This window comes from Paenibacillus sp. NMA1017 (assembly GCF_058895805.1).
Genome location: NZ_JBZXYR010000011.1, coordinates 122,463 through 138,294 on the forward strand (window position 1 = coordinate 122,463; position 15,832 = coordinate 138,294).

Below are 15,832 nucleotides of genomic sequence, written 5' to 3' on the forward strand. Positions count from 1 at the left end.
AATGAAGTTGGGAATTGTCGGAGCAGGGATGATCGTAGGGGATCTATTAAGCTTTATTCAGGAAATCCCGGCCATTTTATTAAAGGGCATTTGTTCTAGACCTAGCCACCAGGATAAATTACTGGATTTGCAAAATAAATATGGAATATCTCAGATTTATTCAGATTACAGCGATATGCTGATGAATCGTGATGTGGATACAGTTTATATCGGGTTGCCTAATCATCTTCATTATTCATATGCCAAAGAAGCTTTATTGAATGGTAAACATGTCATTTGTGAGAAGCCGTTTACTTCCAATTTGCAAGAATTTCTTGAGCTAAAAGAAATTGCTCAGCAAAGAAAACTGGTATTGGTGGAAGCCATAACGAATCAATATTTGAAGAATTATTTGTCAATGAAGGAGTATCTTCCTAAGCTTGGTGAGATCAAAATAGTTGAATGCAACTATTCTCAATATTCATCTCGGTATGAAGCTTTCAAAGCGGGAATAATCCAGCCTGCGTTTAATCCGGAAATGTCTGGTGGAGCCTTGATGGATATTAATTTATATAATATTCATTTGGTTGTTGGATTCTTCGGGAGCCCTAAAAAAGTGGAGTATTGGGCGAACATGGAGCGTGGAATTGATACCTCAGGAATGCTGCTGCTTGATTACGGTGATTTTAAGTGTGTCTGCATAGGTTCAAAAGACAGTACAGCCCCCAATGCCGTCAACATTCAAGGCAATAAGGGCTATATACACATGGCAAGTTCAGCTAATATATGCGACTGCTTTGATTACACTGCGAATAAGGAAACGCCAATCCGGGTGGATCAGAAAGATCATCCCCATCGAATGTATGACGAATTTGTTGAGTTTGACCGTATCATCGAGGAGAAAGATTTGGAAAAAGCCTCGGATATGCTTGAACACAGCGAGAAGGTCATGAATGTCCTTGAGAAAGCCAAGCAGTCAGCCAATCTTGTATTTGGCCCTGATAAATAAAGAAGCAGCTCAATTACTGAGTTGCTTCTGATTCGCTGACTTAAGAGTAGCAGACATATAGTCTGCTACTCTTTTCGCTCTAGATTCACAATTTCCGGTCTAACAGCATGCCTATTTGCTCTGCCATCTCGACAGGAGGGAGAGGTTTATCGTTCAAAAACCACCACTCCATAATTAAAGAGATGGCTGAGCAGTTAAAAGCAACGCCAGCCCAAATCGCACTCGCCTGGCTACTTGCCCAAAAGCCGTGGATCGTTCCGATCCCGGGCACGCGGAAATTAAGCCGTCTGGAAGAAAATCTGGGGGCAGTGGACATTGAGCTCACATCCGAAGATGTGCGCAATATTAACAGCGCAGCCTCGCAGATCACTTTGATGGGCGCCAGATATACGGAGGAACTGGAGAGAAGAACCGGTCTTTGATCTAATTCTTCAGGTCATGAAATGACCTTATCCATCTTTGAAGCACGCTTTTTGGGATTGACAGAGGTATGGCTACATGAGAAAATGTACGCGCGTACATAAAATGATTTGGAGGTGAGTAATATCGTTTCGCGCAAGGAAGTAGCAGAACTTTCCGGCGTGTCTGAAGCGACGGTATCCCGGGTCTTGAATGCGGTAGGTCCTATCAAAGAGGATACGCGAAGAAGGGTTCTAGACGCAGCCAATCAGCTTGGATATGTTCCCAGTGCGCTGGCCCGTAACTTTGCCCGAAGGAAGAGTGGCCATCTTGGTGTGGTTATGCCTTATGTCCCGAAGGCGCACCTGTTCTCAGCCTATTTTTTCTCTGAGATGCTGAGCGGTATCGGAAACAAGGCTAGAGACAGCGGACTCGATCTGCTTCTATTGTTCCGGAAGCCGGGGGAACGGATTGATTACAGTAGTCTTTTCCGCCAGCAAAGGATCGATACCTGTATCATCCTTGGAGCCAGGGATGACCACGATGAGGTGGAGTCTCTAAAGAGACTTCAGGAAGAAGGGCATCCGTTTTGCGTTATGAATCACCATTTTGAAGGGCAATCATTCTGTGAAGTAGATGCAGACCATGTAGAAGGCAGCCGGGCGGCTGTAAGTCACCTCATCGAGCAGGGATACAAGCGGATTGCCTTTCTCAACGGCCCGGATATGTATTCCAACAGTACTGAGCGAATGAAGGGTTACTGTACCGCGCTTCAGGAGGCCGGTATCGAATATGACCACGAGCTGCTTCTGGAAGGTAACTACAGCCGTCGAAGCGGGCTCGAAGCGTCGGCTACAATCGCAGACAAATTGAATGATATTGATGCCGTATTTGCGGCGAACGACCGGATGGCCCTCGGGGTAATGCAGGGTCTCCGTGAGCGCGGACTGTCAGTTGATCAGTTTCCGGCGTTTGTAGGCTATGACGATTCGGATGCGGCTGAGATGGCTGTTCCGCCGCTAAGCAGTGTCCGCGTACCTTTTTATGAGATGGGGGAGCTTGCAGCCTCGAAGCTTATACCCGATTCTCTGAATCTTATTCCAGCCCTGGAACTAACCGGGTGCGACTCGATAAGAGAACTCCTGTCCACAGAGCTGATTATCAGGGCGTCATCCATTCGTCCATAACACCATTCGTCAAAAATTCGTTGAAACTCAGTCCCATAAGGAGGATCACGACATGTCTAATCGTCTTCGTATCGGAATGGTTGGCTACAAATTTATGGGCAAGGCTCACAGCAACGCTTACCGTAGTCTACCCATGTTCTTCCCAGATGCCCCGCTGCAGCCAGAGATGTCCGTTATCTGTGGACGCAACGCGCAAGGGGTTCAGGCGGCTGCCCGCCAGTTCGGCTGGACCGAAAGTGTTACGGATTGGCGTGATCTAGTGAAACGTAACGATATTGATCTCATTGACATCAACGCCCCGAGTAATGCCCATAAGGAAATTGTCGTTGAGGCTGCCCTCCATGGCAAGCATCTGTTCTGTGAGAAGCCGCTTGCGCTGTCGCTGGCGGATTCCCGTGACATGCTGCAGGTAGCAGAGGAAGCAGGGGTCAGACATATGGTAGGCTTCAACTACCGCTTTTCTCCGGCTGTCCAGTTGGCAAAGCAGCTAGTCGAGAGCGGTCGCCTAGGCAAAATTTATCATTTCCGTGCCTTCTTCCTTCAAGACTGGATCATGGACCCGTCCTTCCCGCTGGTATGGCGGCTGCAAAAAGAAGTGGCCGGTTCTGGCTCTCATGGTGATCTTGGCGCCCATCTGATTGATCTCGCTCGCTTTTTGGTCGGCGAGTTCCATGAAGTGATCGGCATGAGTGAGACATTCATCCAACAGCGCCCGTTGGCTTTGGAGATGAGCGGGTTAAGCTCCAAAAGGAGCGCTGAAGCAAATGCTCCGATGGGAGAAGTGACAGTCGATGATGCCACGCTGTTCCTGGCACGCTTCGCCGGAGGTGCGCTGGGCAGCTTCGAGGCCACGCGTTTTGCTGCCGGACATCGGAGCACCAATTCATTCGAGATTAACGGTAGCCTAGGTAGTGTGCGGTTTGACTTTGAACGAATGAACGAACTGGAAGTGTATTTCACACAGGATGAGGAGGACGTTCAGGGTTTTCGCCGCGTACTCGCCACCGATCCGGCACATAAGTACTCTGAGGCCTGGTGGCCTGCAGGACATACAATTGGATTCGAGCATACTTTCACCCACGAGATGCTTGAGATGTTGAATGCTATCTCCGAAGGACGGCAACCTTCACCGAACTTCCACGACGGTGTCGCTTGTCAGGCTGTGCTTGAAGCGGTAGAACGATCCGTAGAGGAACGCCGCTGGGTATCCATTGAAGAAATGTAGTATAACAATACATTCCGAAAGGTGAGTGGATTACAGATGCGCAAGGCACTGATTGTATGGGGTGGATGGAATGGACATGAGCCAGAGCAGGTGGCGGCCATTTTTGAACGCATTTTAAAGGAAGAGCAGTTCGAGGTGAAGGTGTCTGATACCCTTGAAGCCTACCAGGATGCAGAGAAACTGCTTGGTCTGGACCTGATCGTTCCAATGTGGACCATGGGACAGATTGAGCAGGAACTGGTCAATAATGTCTCAGCAGCCGTTCAAAGCGGCGTAGGTCTCACAGGTTGCCATGGCGGCATGTGTGATGCCTTCCGGAACAACGTGGACTGGCAATTCATGACAGGCGGGCAATGGGTTGCACATCCCGGTAATGACGGAGTGGAGTACATGGTGAACATGAAGCGTGGCTCGAGCCTACTTCTAGACCATATTGAGGATTTTCAGGTCAAAAGCGAGCAGTACTACCTCCACGTAGACCCGGCAGTTGAAGTGCTGGCAACCACACGCTTCCCGGTCGTACCAGGCCCCCATTCAGCCAATGGGCCGGTGGATATGCCCGTTGTATGGACGAAGCGCTGGGGGAACGGCCGCGTCTTCTACAATTCGCTGGGACATCACGCAGATATCATAGATATGCCTCAAGTGACCGAGATGATGCGCAGCGGGTTTCTGTGGGCAGCAGCAGGCAAACAGGCGGTGGCCACCCGGGGCAGCTCTCTGGCAGAGGCTTATACAGGCATGACAGACAACCAATAGCGGTAGCATGAATAGGATGGTATATGATGTAATAAAAGATTGACATTATCCATTTTTTCTGAAGAAGAAGGGAGTCCAGGCATGAACAAAATGAAAGTAGGCATTATCGGGTGTGGTAAAATCAGCGGAATTTACATGGAAAATTGCCATCATTTCGACCTTCTGGAGCTGTTCGCAGTAGCTGATCTGGATCAAGGTCGGGCAGAGGAGCAGGCGGTAGCGTTCAACGTTCCGAATGTATATTCGGTAGATGAGATTTTGGCTAATCCGGAGATCGAACTCATTATTAATTTAACCATTCCGGCCGTTCACGCCGACGTATGCCTAAGAGCTCTTGAGGCAGGCAAGCATGTCTATGTGGAGAAGCCACTTGCCGTCACCCGTGAGCAGGGTCAGGCTGTCTTGGATCTTGCTCGTCAGAAGGGACTGCTTGTCGGCTGCGCACCGGAGACCTTCTTTGGTTCCGGTATACAGACATCATTGAAGCTGATTGAAGACGGAGTCATTGGGAGTCCGGTAGCCGCTACGGCTTTCATGATGAGCCGTGGACATGAACATTGGCATCCTGATCCTGAATTTTATTATGCAGTCGGCGGCGGCCCGATGTTTGATATGGGTCCTTATTATTTGACGGCTCTGGTGCAATTGCTGGGTCCGATTGCCGCCATTTCGGGCATGACAAGCAAGGCGATGGATCAGCGAACGATTACGAGCGAGAAAAAGAGAGGCCAGACCATTCCGGTCGATATACCGACCCATGTGGCCGGATTGCTGCGCTTCAAGCAGGGGGCTATCAGTACGCTGATTACCAGCTTTGACATCTTTGGTGGAAGCACTCTGCCACCGATCGAGGTATATGGTACTCATGGCACATTGCAGGTGCCTGACCCGAACACGTTCGGAGGGCCAGTTCGCTATAGGCTGCTAGGCGAGCAAGAATGGACAGAGGTACCGCTGCTACCGGGCTACCAGGAGAATACACGGGGCATCGGTGTTGCCGATATGGCCTACGCTATCCGCAGCGGACGGCCTCACCGTGCCAGTGGCGAACTGGCCTACCATGTGCTGGAGGCGATGTGGGCGTTCCACGATTCCTCCGATCAGCAGACCTTTTATACGATGCAGAGCACATGTCAGCGCCCGGCGGCTTTACGGGAAAACCTGCCCTTATATACGTTAGATGTGTAAACTAATGTCAGCCTGATGCTGCTCCGCAGCATTCAAAAATTATAAGACTGGAGAGTATGTTTGAAAAGTCGGGTTTTGGATTTTTTACATCCGCTTTGAATATTCATTTCCATTAAAAAGAAGACTCCAGCTCCGTTTTGACCATGGCTTTGGAGTCTTCTCGTTCTAGCACAGTCATAAAATCATTCTTTACCGATCATTCTAGATATGTTATATTGTTGGCGTGGGCGGAATACATGAATAAGAAGACATGATTTTTGAGAAGTGGGGTGATATCTTGCCGTGGAGTCCTTCTGCATATATTAGAATGATCATTCTTATTAAAACAGATGGAGAAGGGATGGATTGAACATGGAATATCGTGTATTAGGAAATACAGGTCTAAAAGTAAGCAGTTTTGTATTAGGTACAGGTACTTTTGGTTTTTGGGGGAACAACACGGAGAAAGAAGCTGCAGTTATGTTGGATGAGGCTTTGGCTGGGGGCATTAACCTGATCGATACAGCGGATGTCTATTCAAGTGGTCAATCCGAAGAAATTCTGGGTCATACCCTAAAAGGACGCAGACAGGATATTATTCTCGCCACGAAAGGCGGAATGCCCATGGGCAGTGGACTTAATCAATCCGGTAACTCGAAATATTGGATTAAGCGTGCAGTAGAGGGTAGCTTGAAAAGGTTGCAAACGGACTATATCGATTTGTATCAACTACATCAGCCGGATCTCCATACCGATATTGAAGAGAGTCTTGACGCACTTACGGACCTGGTTCGTGAAGGGAAGATTCGCTATATTGGTACATCCAATTTTCAGGCATGGCAGGTAACCGAAGCACAGTGGACTAGCGAACGTAAAAATACTGCACGCTTTGTATCCGAGCAAGCTCCATATTCCATTGTGAATCGGAGTATCGAATTCGATTTGCTTGCTGCAACTGCAAAATATGGAATGGGCGTAATGGTTTGGAGCCCACTTTCGGGTGGTCTACTAACGGGAAAATACCGCTCGGGAGAAGCGGTTGCTCCAGATTCAAGAGCGGCGAGTTCTCTAGGGAAACTTTCAATTGTTGTAGACCCGAATCGAGAAGAAAATCGCATCAAGTTCGAAGCCGTTGGTAAGCTCCAAACCCTTGCAAATGAAGCAGGATTAACTTTGCCACATCTTGCTATGGCATTTACACAAGCTCATTCGTCAGTTACTTCTGCTATAGTAGGGGCAAGAACAATTGAGCAACTTCGTGAAACGTTAAAAGGCAGCGACATCCGATTAAGCACTGATATCCTGGATGCGATAGATGCTATCGTTCCGCCAGGAGTAACCCTGGATGCCCTGGAAAAAGGCTGGACGCCTGATTGGTTACAAGCAGACAAACGAAGAATCCTAGGTTAAATATATAAGACAGACCTCATACCTGCCATGAATTCATTTTTTTTAAATCTAGTTTGCCGATCCTTCACTAAATTGTATAATGATTATTCGAGGTGATGACGATGGCAAGATCAAAAGAATTTGAAGTTAATGAAGTATTAGATAAAGCAATACACCTGTTTTGGGCACAAGGATATGAGAAAACTTCAATGCAAGATTTGGTTGAATTTATGGGTATTCACCGAAGAAGTATCTATGATACCTTTGGGGATAAGCATGCCTTATTTATGAAAGCTCTTGAACGATATGAAACGAAGCAGACCAGTAAGATGAGGTTTCTGATTGAAAAACAAAAACCGATCAAAGAATTAATTCGGGAGTTGTTTGAGGCGACAGTAAGAAACGAAGGAGAACCTCTAGGGTGTTTTCTTGTGAATTCAGGTGTGGAGCTCGGCGTGTTGGATCCTGAAGTTGCATCCTTAGTTGATGAGAGTTATTCGCGAACTGAGGAACTCTTGACTAACCTTGTTCTGAAGGGTCAACAATCGGGTGAGTTCAAGGCTGACTTTGATCCTGTAGTTATTTCTCATTATTTAATGAATGCGTGGTTGGGGCTACGTACGTTGGTTAAGACAACGACGGATCAGCAAAAATTAAAGAATATTATTGATATGACACTGTCCGCTTTAGATTAAAAGTGGAATTACAGCATGACAGGCAAAAGGAGTCACCTAAATGGAGGACTGTTTGTTTCCGTAATACAAGTTCTTTCTTGTCCCTCTAACGAAAGAAAGAACTTGTATCTTATGCCTCAAACAAGTCAAGGAATACCGCTCCAAAATTAAAGTCATAAAAAAATTATTTACTGTTCGTTCTAAAATTGATTTGCTAATAGCAAGTTAGATCTAACTGTTTTCACCCTAATAAGAATGATCGTTCTAAAATCGTCTATAAAACTCATTTACACTAATTTGCATGTTATGAAGGAGAGAATATTATGAAGTATACAGTTATTACAGGAGCAAGTTCAGGGATTGGATATGAAACGGCATTGGCGTTTGCTGCACGTGGCAAAAACTTAATCTTGGTAGCTAGAAGATTGGATAAATTAGAAGAACTCCAATCAGCAATTCTGGATATGGATCCTACTATAAATGTTATTGTTCGTACAAGTGACCTGTCTGTTACAGATCAGGCCTACACACTATATAACAATTTAAAGGAATACCAAATTGAGACCTGGATTAACAATGCGGGGCTCGGTGAAGCTTCTTTTGTAGCAGAACAGAATTTAGATAAAGTTGAAACTATGCTACATGTTAACATTGAATCCTTGACGATCCTTTCTACACTATATGTGCGAGATTATGCTGATGTAGAAGGAACTCAGTTAATTAACGTCTCATCCGCACTCGGATATGCCATTGCTGTTGGGAGTGTTGCTTATTCTGCATCTAAATATTACGTTAGTGCCTTCACAGAAGGCCTTGCAAAAGAACTAGAAATGAAAGGTGCAAAACTAAAAGCAAAGGTTTTAGCACCAGCTATAACGGAAACAGAATTCGTGAAGAAATCATTAGATACTGAAGAATTTGATTACAAAGCAAACATGCCTAAGTACCACACTGCCAAACAAATGGCGGGATTCATGGTGGAACTTTATGATAACAACGAAGTGGTAGGTATTGTAGACCAGAACTATAATTTCAATCTGAGAGGCCAAATCTTTCTAATCATTTCAGAATCTTAAATTCAATTCATATATCCTTGAATACATTGAAAGAGGAGAGTATCCGAATGAAAAAGTTGTGGAGTAAAACGAACATTGGAACCATGGAGTTGCTACATCGTTTAGCAATGGCACCAATGACACGTAGTAGAACGCAAGAAGATGGTACACCGGGGGAGCTAACTTTCCTTTATTATGCTCAGCGTGCATCAATGGGACTCATTATTACAGAGGGTACACAACCTTCTGATGATGGCCAAGGGTACTTATGGACACCTGGGATCTATACGGATAAACATATTGAAGGGTGGAAAAAGGTTACCGATGCAGTGCACGAAGCAGGTGGATATATGTATATCCAATTAATGCATGCTGGTCGCATGTCGCACCCAGACAATACACCACATCATCGTCAACCTGTTGCGCCATCTGCAATCGCGCCAGGTGTAGAAATGTTTACTGCTAAAGGTATGCAGGACATCCCTGTTCCGCGTGAGTTAAGTAAAGAGGATATTCAAACGACTATTGCAGATTTCCGAAAAGCAGCAGCTGCGGCTGTTAAAGCAGGTGCAGATGGCGTTGAAATCCATGGAGCAAATGGTTATCTGATTAATCAATTTATCGGAGAAAATTCGAATACACGGACGGATGAATATGGGGGCTCTATAGAAAATCGTGCTCGCTTCGCGATTGAAGTAACGAAAGCCATTGTCGAAGAAATCGGAGCAGAAAGAACAGGCTTCCGTATCTCGCCGGGGACACCTCTTGGTGGGATTCAAGATGGTGAACAAGGTCCTGAACTTTATCGTTATCTTGTAAAAGAATTAGCTCAATTGGATTTAGCTTACCTTCATGTCATGCATCTTGGAAATGAAAAGCTGCTCCAAGACATTCGTTTAATCTGGACGAATCCTTTGTTAGTCAATCGGGCTGGAAGAGCTCTGGAGGATCTTAGCTTGGATATAGAAAGTGGCCTTGCTGATTTGGTGCCTGTTGGTGTATGGTCATTAGCCAATCCGGATTTAGTGGAACGACTTCAAAAAGGTGCGCAACTAAATGAAGCGGATCCGACAACATACTTTGGTCTGGGAAGTAAAGGTTACACGGATTATCCTACGCTGGAAGAATTAGAATCGCGAGAGGGACTACAATAGCATAAACGGTGAAATATGGCGTGCAACTGAAAATTGTGCGCCATATTTTTAGTCTAGAAACTCGATTGCGTTCATGGTTATGCTATCCGCAAATTAGCAAAGGAAGAGGATGAGTGATGAGAGCAGCACAAATACAGAAATATTCAAAAATAATCCAAGTGGAATTAAATGATGTTAACATACCACAGATTAATAACCATGAGGTACTTGTCAAAGTAAAGGCTGCAGGTGTAAATCCACTGGATATTCTCAATCTGAATGGCAGTGTTCGGATGATTGCCGACTATAAGTTGCCATTAACTTTAGGGAATGAACTATCTGGCGTTATTGAAGCCGTTGGTGATGAGGTTTTGAATTTTAAGGTGGGTGACCCTGTTTATACGAGGTTGCCGCTTAATAAAATCGGTGCTTTTTCTGAATATGCGGCCGTGGATGAAGATGCTTTATCCATCATGCCTGAAAATCTATCCTTTATTGAAGCTGCTGCGGTACCCCTTACTGCCTTGACTGCATATCAAGCATTGCACGATATACTCCGTGCCCAGCCGAATAGAAAGCTATTCATTCCTGGAGGAACCGGAGGATTTGGCGCTATGGCAATCCCTATTGCAAAATCAATGGGATTATATGTTATTACAAGTGGAAGTGAAAGAGGCAGATCACGTACACTGTCGATCGGAGCTGATCAATTCATAAATTATAAGGCAGAGAATTATGCTAACATACTGTCTGATATCGATTATGTGATCGACACCTTGGGTACCAAAGAGATCAAAGCTGAACTGGGCATTTTAAAACCACAAGGGAAATTGGTATCATTGAAAGCCGGACCTAATTATCGCTTTGCGGTTGACAATCATTTTCCGTTGTGGAAAAAAGCATTGTTTGGTCTAGTGGGTGCTCGCTTAGATTCTTTAGCACGTAAGAATCTAAATGAATATCGCTTTTTATTTGTGCAAGCCAATGGAAGTCAATTACAAGAAATCACTAAACTTGTTGAAAAAGAAAATATAAAGCCCTCTATAGATTCAACTTATACGTTTGGTGACATTAACAAGGCACTGATTAAAGTGTCGACAGGCCACTCCCAGGGCAAAGTGATTGTGACCTTCTAAATAATAAGCAACTTAAGTGATGTTGCTTATGTGTTCTGACATAAAAATAAGGTGGGCTCAAAATAAGAAAGACAGTTCTGATCGCAGGAGTATCCGGTGGGATCGGTAATATTAAGAAGCTTAAGCAAGTTGGCGCGGATTATGTGTTGCTTGATGATGAAGATTTAACCGAATAGTTATTTGCCATTGCTCCAAAAGGAGTTAACAAAAGTTTTGAACCATTAATTGATATTCAACGGGAGTCTATTTAACGGCGTATACCAGTGAACATCTCAAAGAAAACCTGCTTTTGGATATCTCATTAAAATCCCCCTTGACCAAAGTTTCGTGGCAGGGGGATTGCGTGAATGTAAGTTCTAGTTCACATACTTCTCGCGAAATAGAAGTGAGGAGAACTGAATGCTTCCTAAGATAGCGTTCAGATATAAATGGGAACATAGTTCATTTTATTTTGTTGAATATTTCCATTTATCTGCAGGTGCATAGATATATCAGATGAATGCTCGTATAAATTAGACAATAGCAAAGAATGATGCAACGGATGAGTTCATTTACACCTCAGAAAGTAGCAATGTTAATATTTGATAATCCGAGTCTGGAGAATAAGTAAATTCCGACGACAAACAAGAATAAGAACGGCTGTCGGGGGACAAGAACATAGTCCCATTGACGTCGCTATTTTAGCGGCTTTTTTATGTTATCGGTACAAGTTCGTGTCCCGAGCCAAGGACAAGAACTTGTACCGATTGCCGAAACGGACAAGAACATGATCCTATTTCCGATTAGACGGATATCTAAATGAAAAGCATTGCCCTTGATATTATTCATTTTGGGGATAGCGTCTCTGAGGAAGCGCATGATTTTGAACAAAAATTAAGTGTATCCGGTGTGGATGATCAGGCCGAGGCCGAATATACAGGCACGAACGGTAAGTTAACTGGAGGGGGGCTGGGACATGGGCTGACATATCGTTACATTGAACCTTCTCCAGATCCGAATCTATCGTTGGATGGGAAGCTTGAATACACATTAAAAGCGGATCCAGCAAAACAAAACTATTTATCCATCCGCCTCAGCGGCTCACAGCAAGGCCGTGGTAATTTAATGTTATATGGTCCAGATGGAGACAACTCCATTTTAAATCCGCATTTTGGGCACGAATTCTCCGAACTGGATAATGGCTATAAAGCTGGAGCCCCTTTTCTGGGGAGATATTATTATGATACGTATATAATTCCAAAAGACATGGTGCATGCGGGTGGAACCGTCAGGCTGAGCATTATGAGCACGGGTACATTTTCAGCATATGGAAATAACACGTATGGTCATCAGAAAGAGAACAGTAAATATATCTATTCTGCCGCCACCCATACGAATCCGTTCTATACACCCGATGATGACTTTACAGGTGAAATACCTGTAGGCGCTCCAGCCCAATCCGATGTAGACACGGATGCCTATACTCATTTGCAGACTCAGAGCAAGGAGCTCCTTGAACTCATTATGTCCTGGCAGATCTACGGTCAAGGGTATGAAGCGTTCAAAACAAAAAAGAATGATTTTCTTAAAGGCGCTGTAGTCACGTATACACCACTTACTGAACTCGCGAAGTTTAATGGAACGTCCAGAGAGGCATGGGCCAAGAAAGTTACCGGTCAGGCAATCAATTTCCAAAATTGGTCACCGATGATGGCATCCGAAATATTCGCCAACGCATACATGAATCAGTGGTCAGGAGAATATTTTCAAAGTGAGGAAATGCTGGATCGGATCTTCAAGTTGTACGATTTCATGGCACGTGCACAAGACAGTCAGGGAGCATGGTGTGTACCCACGACAGGACAGAATGCCTATCAGTGGATAGGTACAGCACTTGAAGGCAGTGGAAAACGCGGAACCGGTGAGACCTGGCCGCTTCTGTCCCTTGGAACTGACGCCATGGTGCAAACGCTGTTGCAGCTGGATCATTATATTATGAATAGCGATGATGAAATCATTAAACAACGATATGCCGCATTCTTGGATGAGAAAGAGGATTACGATTTGGACGGTGTAGCAGATACGCCCCGGCGTACAGCGTATATTGAAATGTTTGCCAAGCTTCGTGGCTATCAGTACAGCCCGGTAAAAGGGGACTTTTATGATCCAAGTACCCGCGCCGGGACGGCGAATCAGGATTTTGGTTTCGCCTACGACGCCAACCGGCTCGTACAATTAATTTTCGACAGCATGTCACTTAGCAATATCAGTCAGCCTTCGGATGTTCAGGAGCAATATCACGCGAAGGATTCTGCCCCCTACCTGCATCAACTGAAATACAAACTCGGTGAAATGGTCGATGGCGAGAAATGTTTCTCTGATCAGGGTGTAGGTCTGGAAGGTGGTGCAAGCCACGGAGGCTGGGCTGGAGAATATGGATTGCTGCTGCTTCAAGTAATCAATGCCTATGCCGAGAGTACAGCCGGTTCAACGGAAGTGGAGGACCTCTTAGGAGAACAATCTCTTAAAGCCTACGAATCGGCAAAATATTTTCTTCGTCCTTCCGTCACCGCGGACGGGGTTAACGTATTGATCAGTGAAATGTATGGCGGATCCCGCAATGCTGCCAACGGTCAAAAAATCGCCTATCCTATCGGAGTCTATACAGCTCTGAAACGCGGCAGCACAGGAGCACTTCGTATCCTGCTCAAATACATGGAGGATAATCACGCCTATGCCGAAACGGTAAAACAGGAAATAGAACGAGATCGAACACCCCATGTGTATACACGAGTAATCGAGTTACAGGAGATTCTGAACTACTACAAGCAAGCCGAACAACTCAAGCAGGAGATGCAGCAGAAGGGCGAATCGTTGCTTCTTCCAATGGAGGAAGGACACCCCGATTTTGCGTGGGCAGATCCGGATGCTCAAGCTGTGGTGTTTAAGAATAAAGGAGATCAGGTGTATATTACCTTCAACTATCGAAGAGCAAATTGGCAATATAATAATTTTACGCGTATTCATTTTACGACAGACCGAATAGACCGACTAGCCAATGTTGCGGCAAGTAGTAAAGGTGGAATCTATACCTATGAAGACGAGGAGAACCATCCGGAAGGCAAAACTTACACGCATACCCGTGCCGACGGATTTAGCGAAGTTCGTTATGGCAAATATGCCGTAGGAATGAATCAGTCCAAAGATGATGCCAGCACAGGGCAAACAGGAAAAGTGTACTTTTTAGATACACGTGGTATCAAGAAAGCGAAAGATCTGATCAGCGGAAAAGTATACAATGCTTCCGGTCAAGAGGATATTGTGGTCCAGGTTCAACCGAGACAGACTGTTGTACTTGAGATTATGCGAGAGGAACCTGTATACGATGTAACCGTCACCTCTGTCGCAAATGACAAGGTGCTTAAGGTGGAGTCCGTTCCAGCTTCTCCGGGACAGGTGGTAACCGTTAATGCTCCCGCGCTCGACGGCTATAGGCTGATCGATCAGCCCAGTGTTGCCCTGACGGTCTCCCGAGAGCCGGGCCTTAATCAAGTAACATTCCATTGACTGAAGGGCAAAGAACCGGATTGCCAAATCCGAAATTTGGGCCAAGCCAAGGGACAGGTTGATCTGGATGATTCGGGTGTTCCGGTAGCGATCACCTCTGCCGGAAGCAATCATTTTTCACCGACTTTTGCTTATCAGGAAGTTACGGGAGATGTCCAGATTGAAGGCAGGCTGGAAACGTTTTAATTACAGGTGCAGGCAGTGAATAGGGAGAGCGAGCGCCGTTCATGATGGCAGCCAGAGGAGCCACGCTGTTTCTGGTCGACTACAATACTACAACAGGACAAGAGACACTGGAGCTAGTAAAAGAGCAAGATGACGAAGCCATTTTTGTACAAGCAGATGTTTCCAAAGAAGATGATGTACAGAATTAAATCCAACAAGCCATTAATACTTACAGAAAAATTGATGTAGCATTTAATAATGCAGGTATCATACAACAGTTCCAAAGTTTTCATAGCATGGCCTGGCGAAGCCTGAAGTACAACGAAATCTACATCCACTATTACAATAGTCCGGTGAACAGTTCGTCGATTCGGTGCTTGAGGCGGATTTCACCCGAGGATGGAGGGACCAGCTTGTAGTACAGCATGCTGCGGTTAAGGCCGAGAAGCTCGGCTTGAACGGAACTTGCCAGTTCAGGGGTATGCCAATCCAGAAGTGCAATCCGATCTTCTCGCGACCAACTAGAGGCCAGATTTTTTTTTGATCTACGACAATTGAGTGGAAAGCTTTCCAACCTCGGCGTAGAGTTCGCTGATCTGCTGGTTCGTAATCCTGTTTCATTTTCGTGATGCCTTTTCGATCGTTAACGAACAACTGTGAGAGGTTCTGGATCGCTTCCGTCTTCTATCTGGTGAGGACATTCGCATGGATGCCATGCTCAGCTGCGAGCTGCGAAACGGACTTTTCTTCTTTCAAAATTTCCAGCACTAGACGCGCTTTTTCTTCGGGAGTGAACTTCCTTCTTGTAGGTTTCATACAACTAAGATACTCCTTTTTCGCTGTCTAGTTTCTATGTAGCATTATAATCCCTTCACGGATGTATCTCTTGTCGCAGAGTTGGAGCAGTTATATTCACGAGAATTCGCAATGTCGTTTCCACGCTTCTTAAACAAAATATCCCAGTACTATCCTCGCTAACTTCTGCACTTCGCGGGCAATTCAGCTTCTC

Annotated in this window: 15 protein-coding genes and 1 pseudogene; 14 read left to right on the forward strand and 2 right to left on the reverse strand. The window is 45.4% G+C overall.

The features are described from left to right. Window position 1: 1 nt before the first annotated feature. From AC5ELV_RS21870 to AC5ELV_RS21935, 14 genes are all read left to right on the forward strand, one after another. Window positions 2-988, forward strand: a complete 987-nt coding sequence (locus AC5ELV_RS21870; protein WP_493431849.1) for a Gfo/Idh/MocA family protein — start codon at window positions 2-4, stop codon at window positions 986-988. A gap of 182 nt (window positions 989-1,170) precedes the next feature. Beyond that, window positions 1,171-1,410 (forward strand): aldo/keto reductase, encoded by a 240-nt coding sequence (locus AC5ELV_RS21875; RefSeq protein WP_493431850.1) that lies wholly within the window; start codon window positions 1,171-1,173, stop codon window positions 1,408-1,410. A gap of 108 nt (window positions 1,411-1,518) precedes the next feature. Beyond that, window positions 1,519-2,574: a LacI family DNA-binding transcriptional regulator gene (locus AC5ELV_RS21880; RefSeq protein WP_493431851.1), complete on the forward strand. Its 1,056-nt coding sequence runs from the start codon at window positions 1,519-1,521 to the stop codon at window positions 2,572-2,574. A gap of 52 nt (window positions 2,575-2,626) precedes the next feature. Continuing rightward, on the forward strand, window positions 2,627-3,799 hold the full coding sequence (locus AC5ELV_RS21885; protein ID WP_493431852.1) for a Gfo/Idh/MocA family protein: 1,173 nt from the start codon (window positions 2,627-2,629) through the stop codon (window positions 3,797-3,799). A gap of 36 nt (window positions 3,800-3,835) precedes the next feature. Continuing rightward, on the forward strand, window positions 3,836-4,558 hold the full coding sequence (locus AC5ELV_RS21890) for a ThuA domain-containing protein (RefSeq protein WP_493431853.1): 723 nt from the start codon (window positions 3,836-3,838) through the stop codon (window positions 4,556-4,558). 81 nt (window positions 4,559-4,639) lie between these two features. Continuing rightward, window positions 4,640-5,746, forward strand: a complete 1,107-nt coding sequence (locus AC5ELV_RS21895; protein ID WP_493431854.1) for a Gfo/Idh/MocA family protein — start codon at window positions 4,640-4,642, stop codon at window positions 5,744-5,746. Between the two features lie 351 nt (window positions 5,747-6,097). Next, on the forward strand, window positions 6,098-7,135 hold the full coding sequence (locus AC5ELV_RS21900; RefSeq protein WP_493431855.1) for an aldo/keto reductase: 1,038 nt from the start codon (window positions 6,098-6,100) through the stop codon (window positions 7,133-7,135). 101 nt (window positions 7,136-7,236) lie between these two features. After that, on the forward strand, window positions 7,237-7,809 hold the full coding sequence (locus AC5ELV_RS21905; protein ID WP_071640907.1) for a TetR/AcrR family transcriptional regulator: 573 nt from the start codon (window positions 7,237-7,239) through the stop codon (window positions 7,807-7,809). Between the two features lie 302 nt (window positions 7,810-8,111). Beyond that, window positions 8,112-8,864 carry an SDR family NAD(P)-dependent oxidoreductase gene (locus AC5ELV_RS21910; RefSeq protein WP_493431856.1) on the forward strand — a complete coding sequence of 251 codons (753 nt, stop codon included), beginning with the start codon at window positions 8,112-8,114 and terminating at the stop codon, window positions 8,862-8,864. Between the two features lie 47 nt (window positions 8,865-8,911). After that, complete coding sequence (locus AC5ELV_RS21915; protein WP_493431857.1) at window positions 8,912-9,997, forward strand: alkene reductase; 1,086 nt, start codon at window positions 8,912-8,914, stop codon at window positions 9,995-9,997. Between the two features lie 116 nt (window positions 9,998-10,113). Next, the gene (locus AC5ELV_RS21920) at window positions 10,114-11,112 is read left to right on the forward strand and encodes an NADP-dependent oxidoreductase (protein WP_493431858.1); all 999 of its coding nucleotides are present in this window, start codon (window positions 10,114-10,116) and stop codon (window positions 11,110-11,112) included. A gap of 798 nt (window positions 11,113-11,910) precedes the next feature. After that, window positions 11,911-14,658 (forward strand): hypothetical protein, encoded by a 2,748-nt coding sequence (locus AC5ELV_RS21925; RefSeq protein ID WP_493431859.1) that lies wholly within the window; start codon window positions 11,911-11,913, stop codon window positions 14,656-14,658. Window positions 14,659-14,694: 36 nt separating this feature from the next. Continuing rightward, a complete protein-coding gene (locus AC5ELV_RS21930) occupies window positions 14,695-14,844 on the forward strand; it encodes a hypothetical protein (protein WP_493431860.1) in 150 nt (49 codons plus the stop codon). A gap of 41 nt (window positions 14,845-14,885) precedes the next feature. Then, window positions 14,886-15,032, forward strand: coding sequence for a hypothetical protein (locus AC5ELV_RS21935; RefSeq protein ID WP_493431861.1), 147 nt, complete (start codon window positions 14,886-14,888; stop codon window positions 15,030-15,032). Window positions 15,033-15,175: 143 nt separating this feature from the next. Here AC5ELV_RS21935 and AC5ELV_RS21940 read toward each other — a convergent pair. Together AC5ELV_RS21940 and AC5ELV_RS21945 are read right to left on the reverse strand one after the other, a co-directional pair. Further along, window positions 15,176-15,425 (reverse strand): annotated as a pseudogene (locus AC5ELV_RS21940) (IS3 family transposase); the annotation flags it as partial. 82 nt (window positions 15,426-15,507) lie between these two features. Beyond that, on the reverse strand, window positions 15,508-15,639 hold the full coding sequence (locus AC5ELV_RS21945; protein ID WP_373458117.1) for a transposase: 132 nt from the start codon (window positions 15,637-15,639) through the stop codon (window positions 15,508-15,510). Window positions 15,640-15,832: the final 193 nt, after the last annotated feature.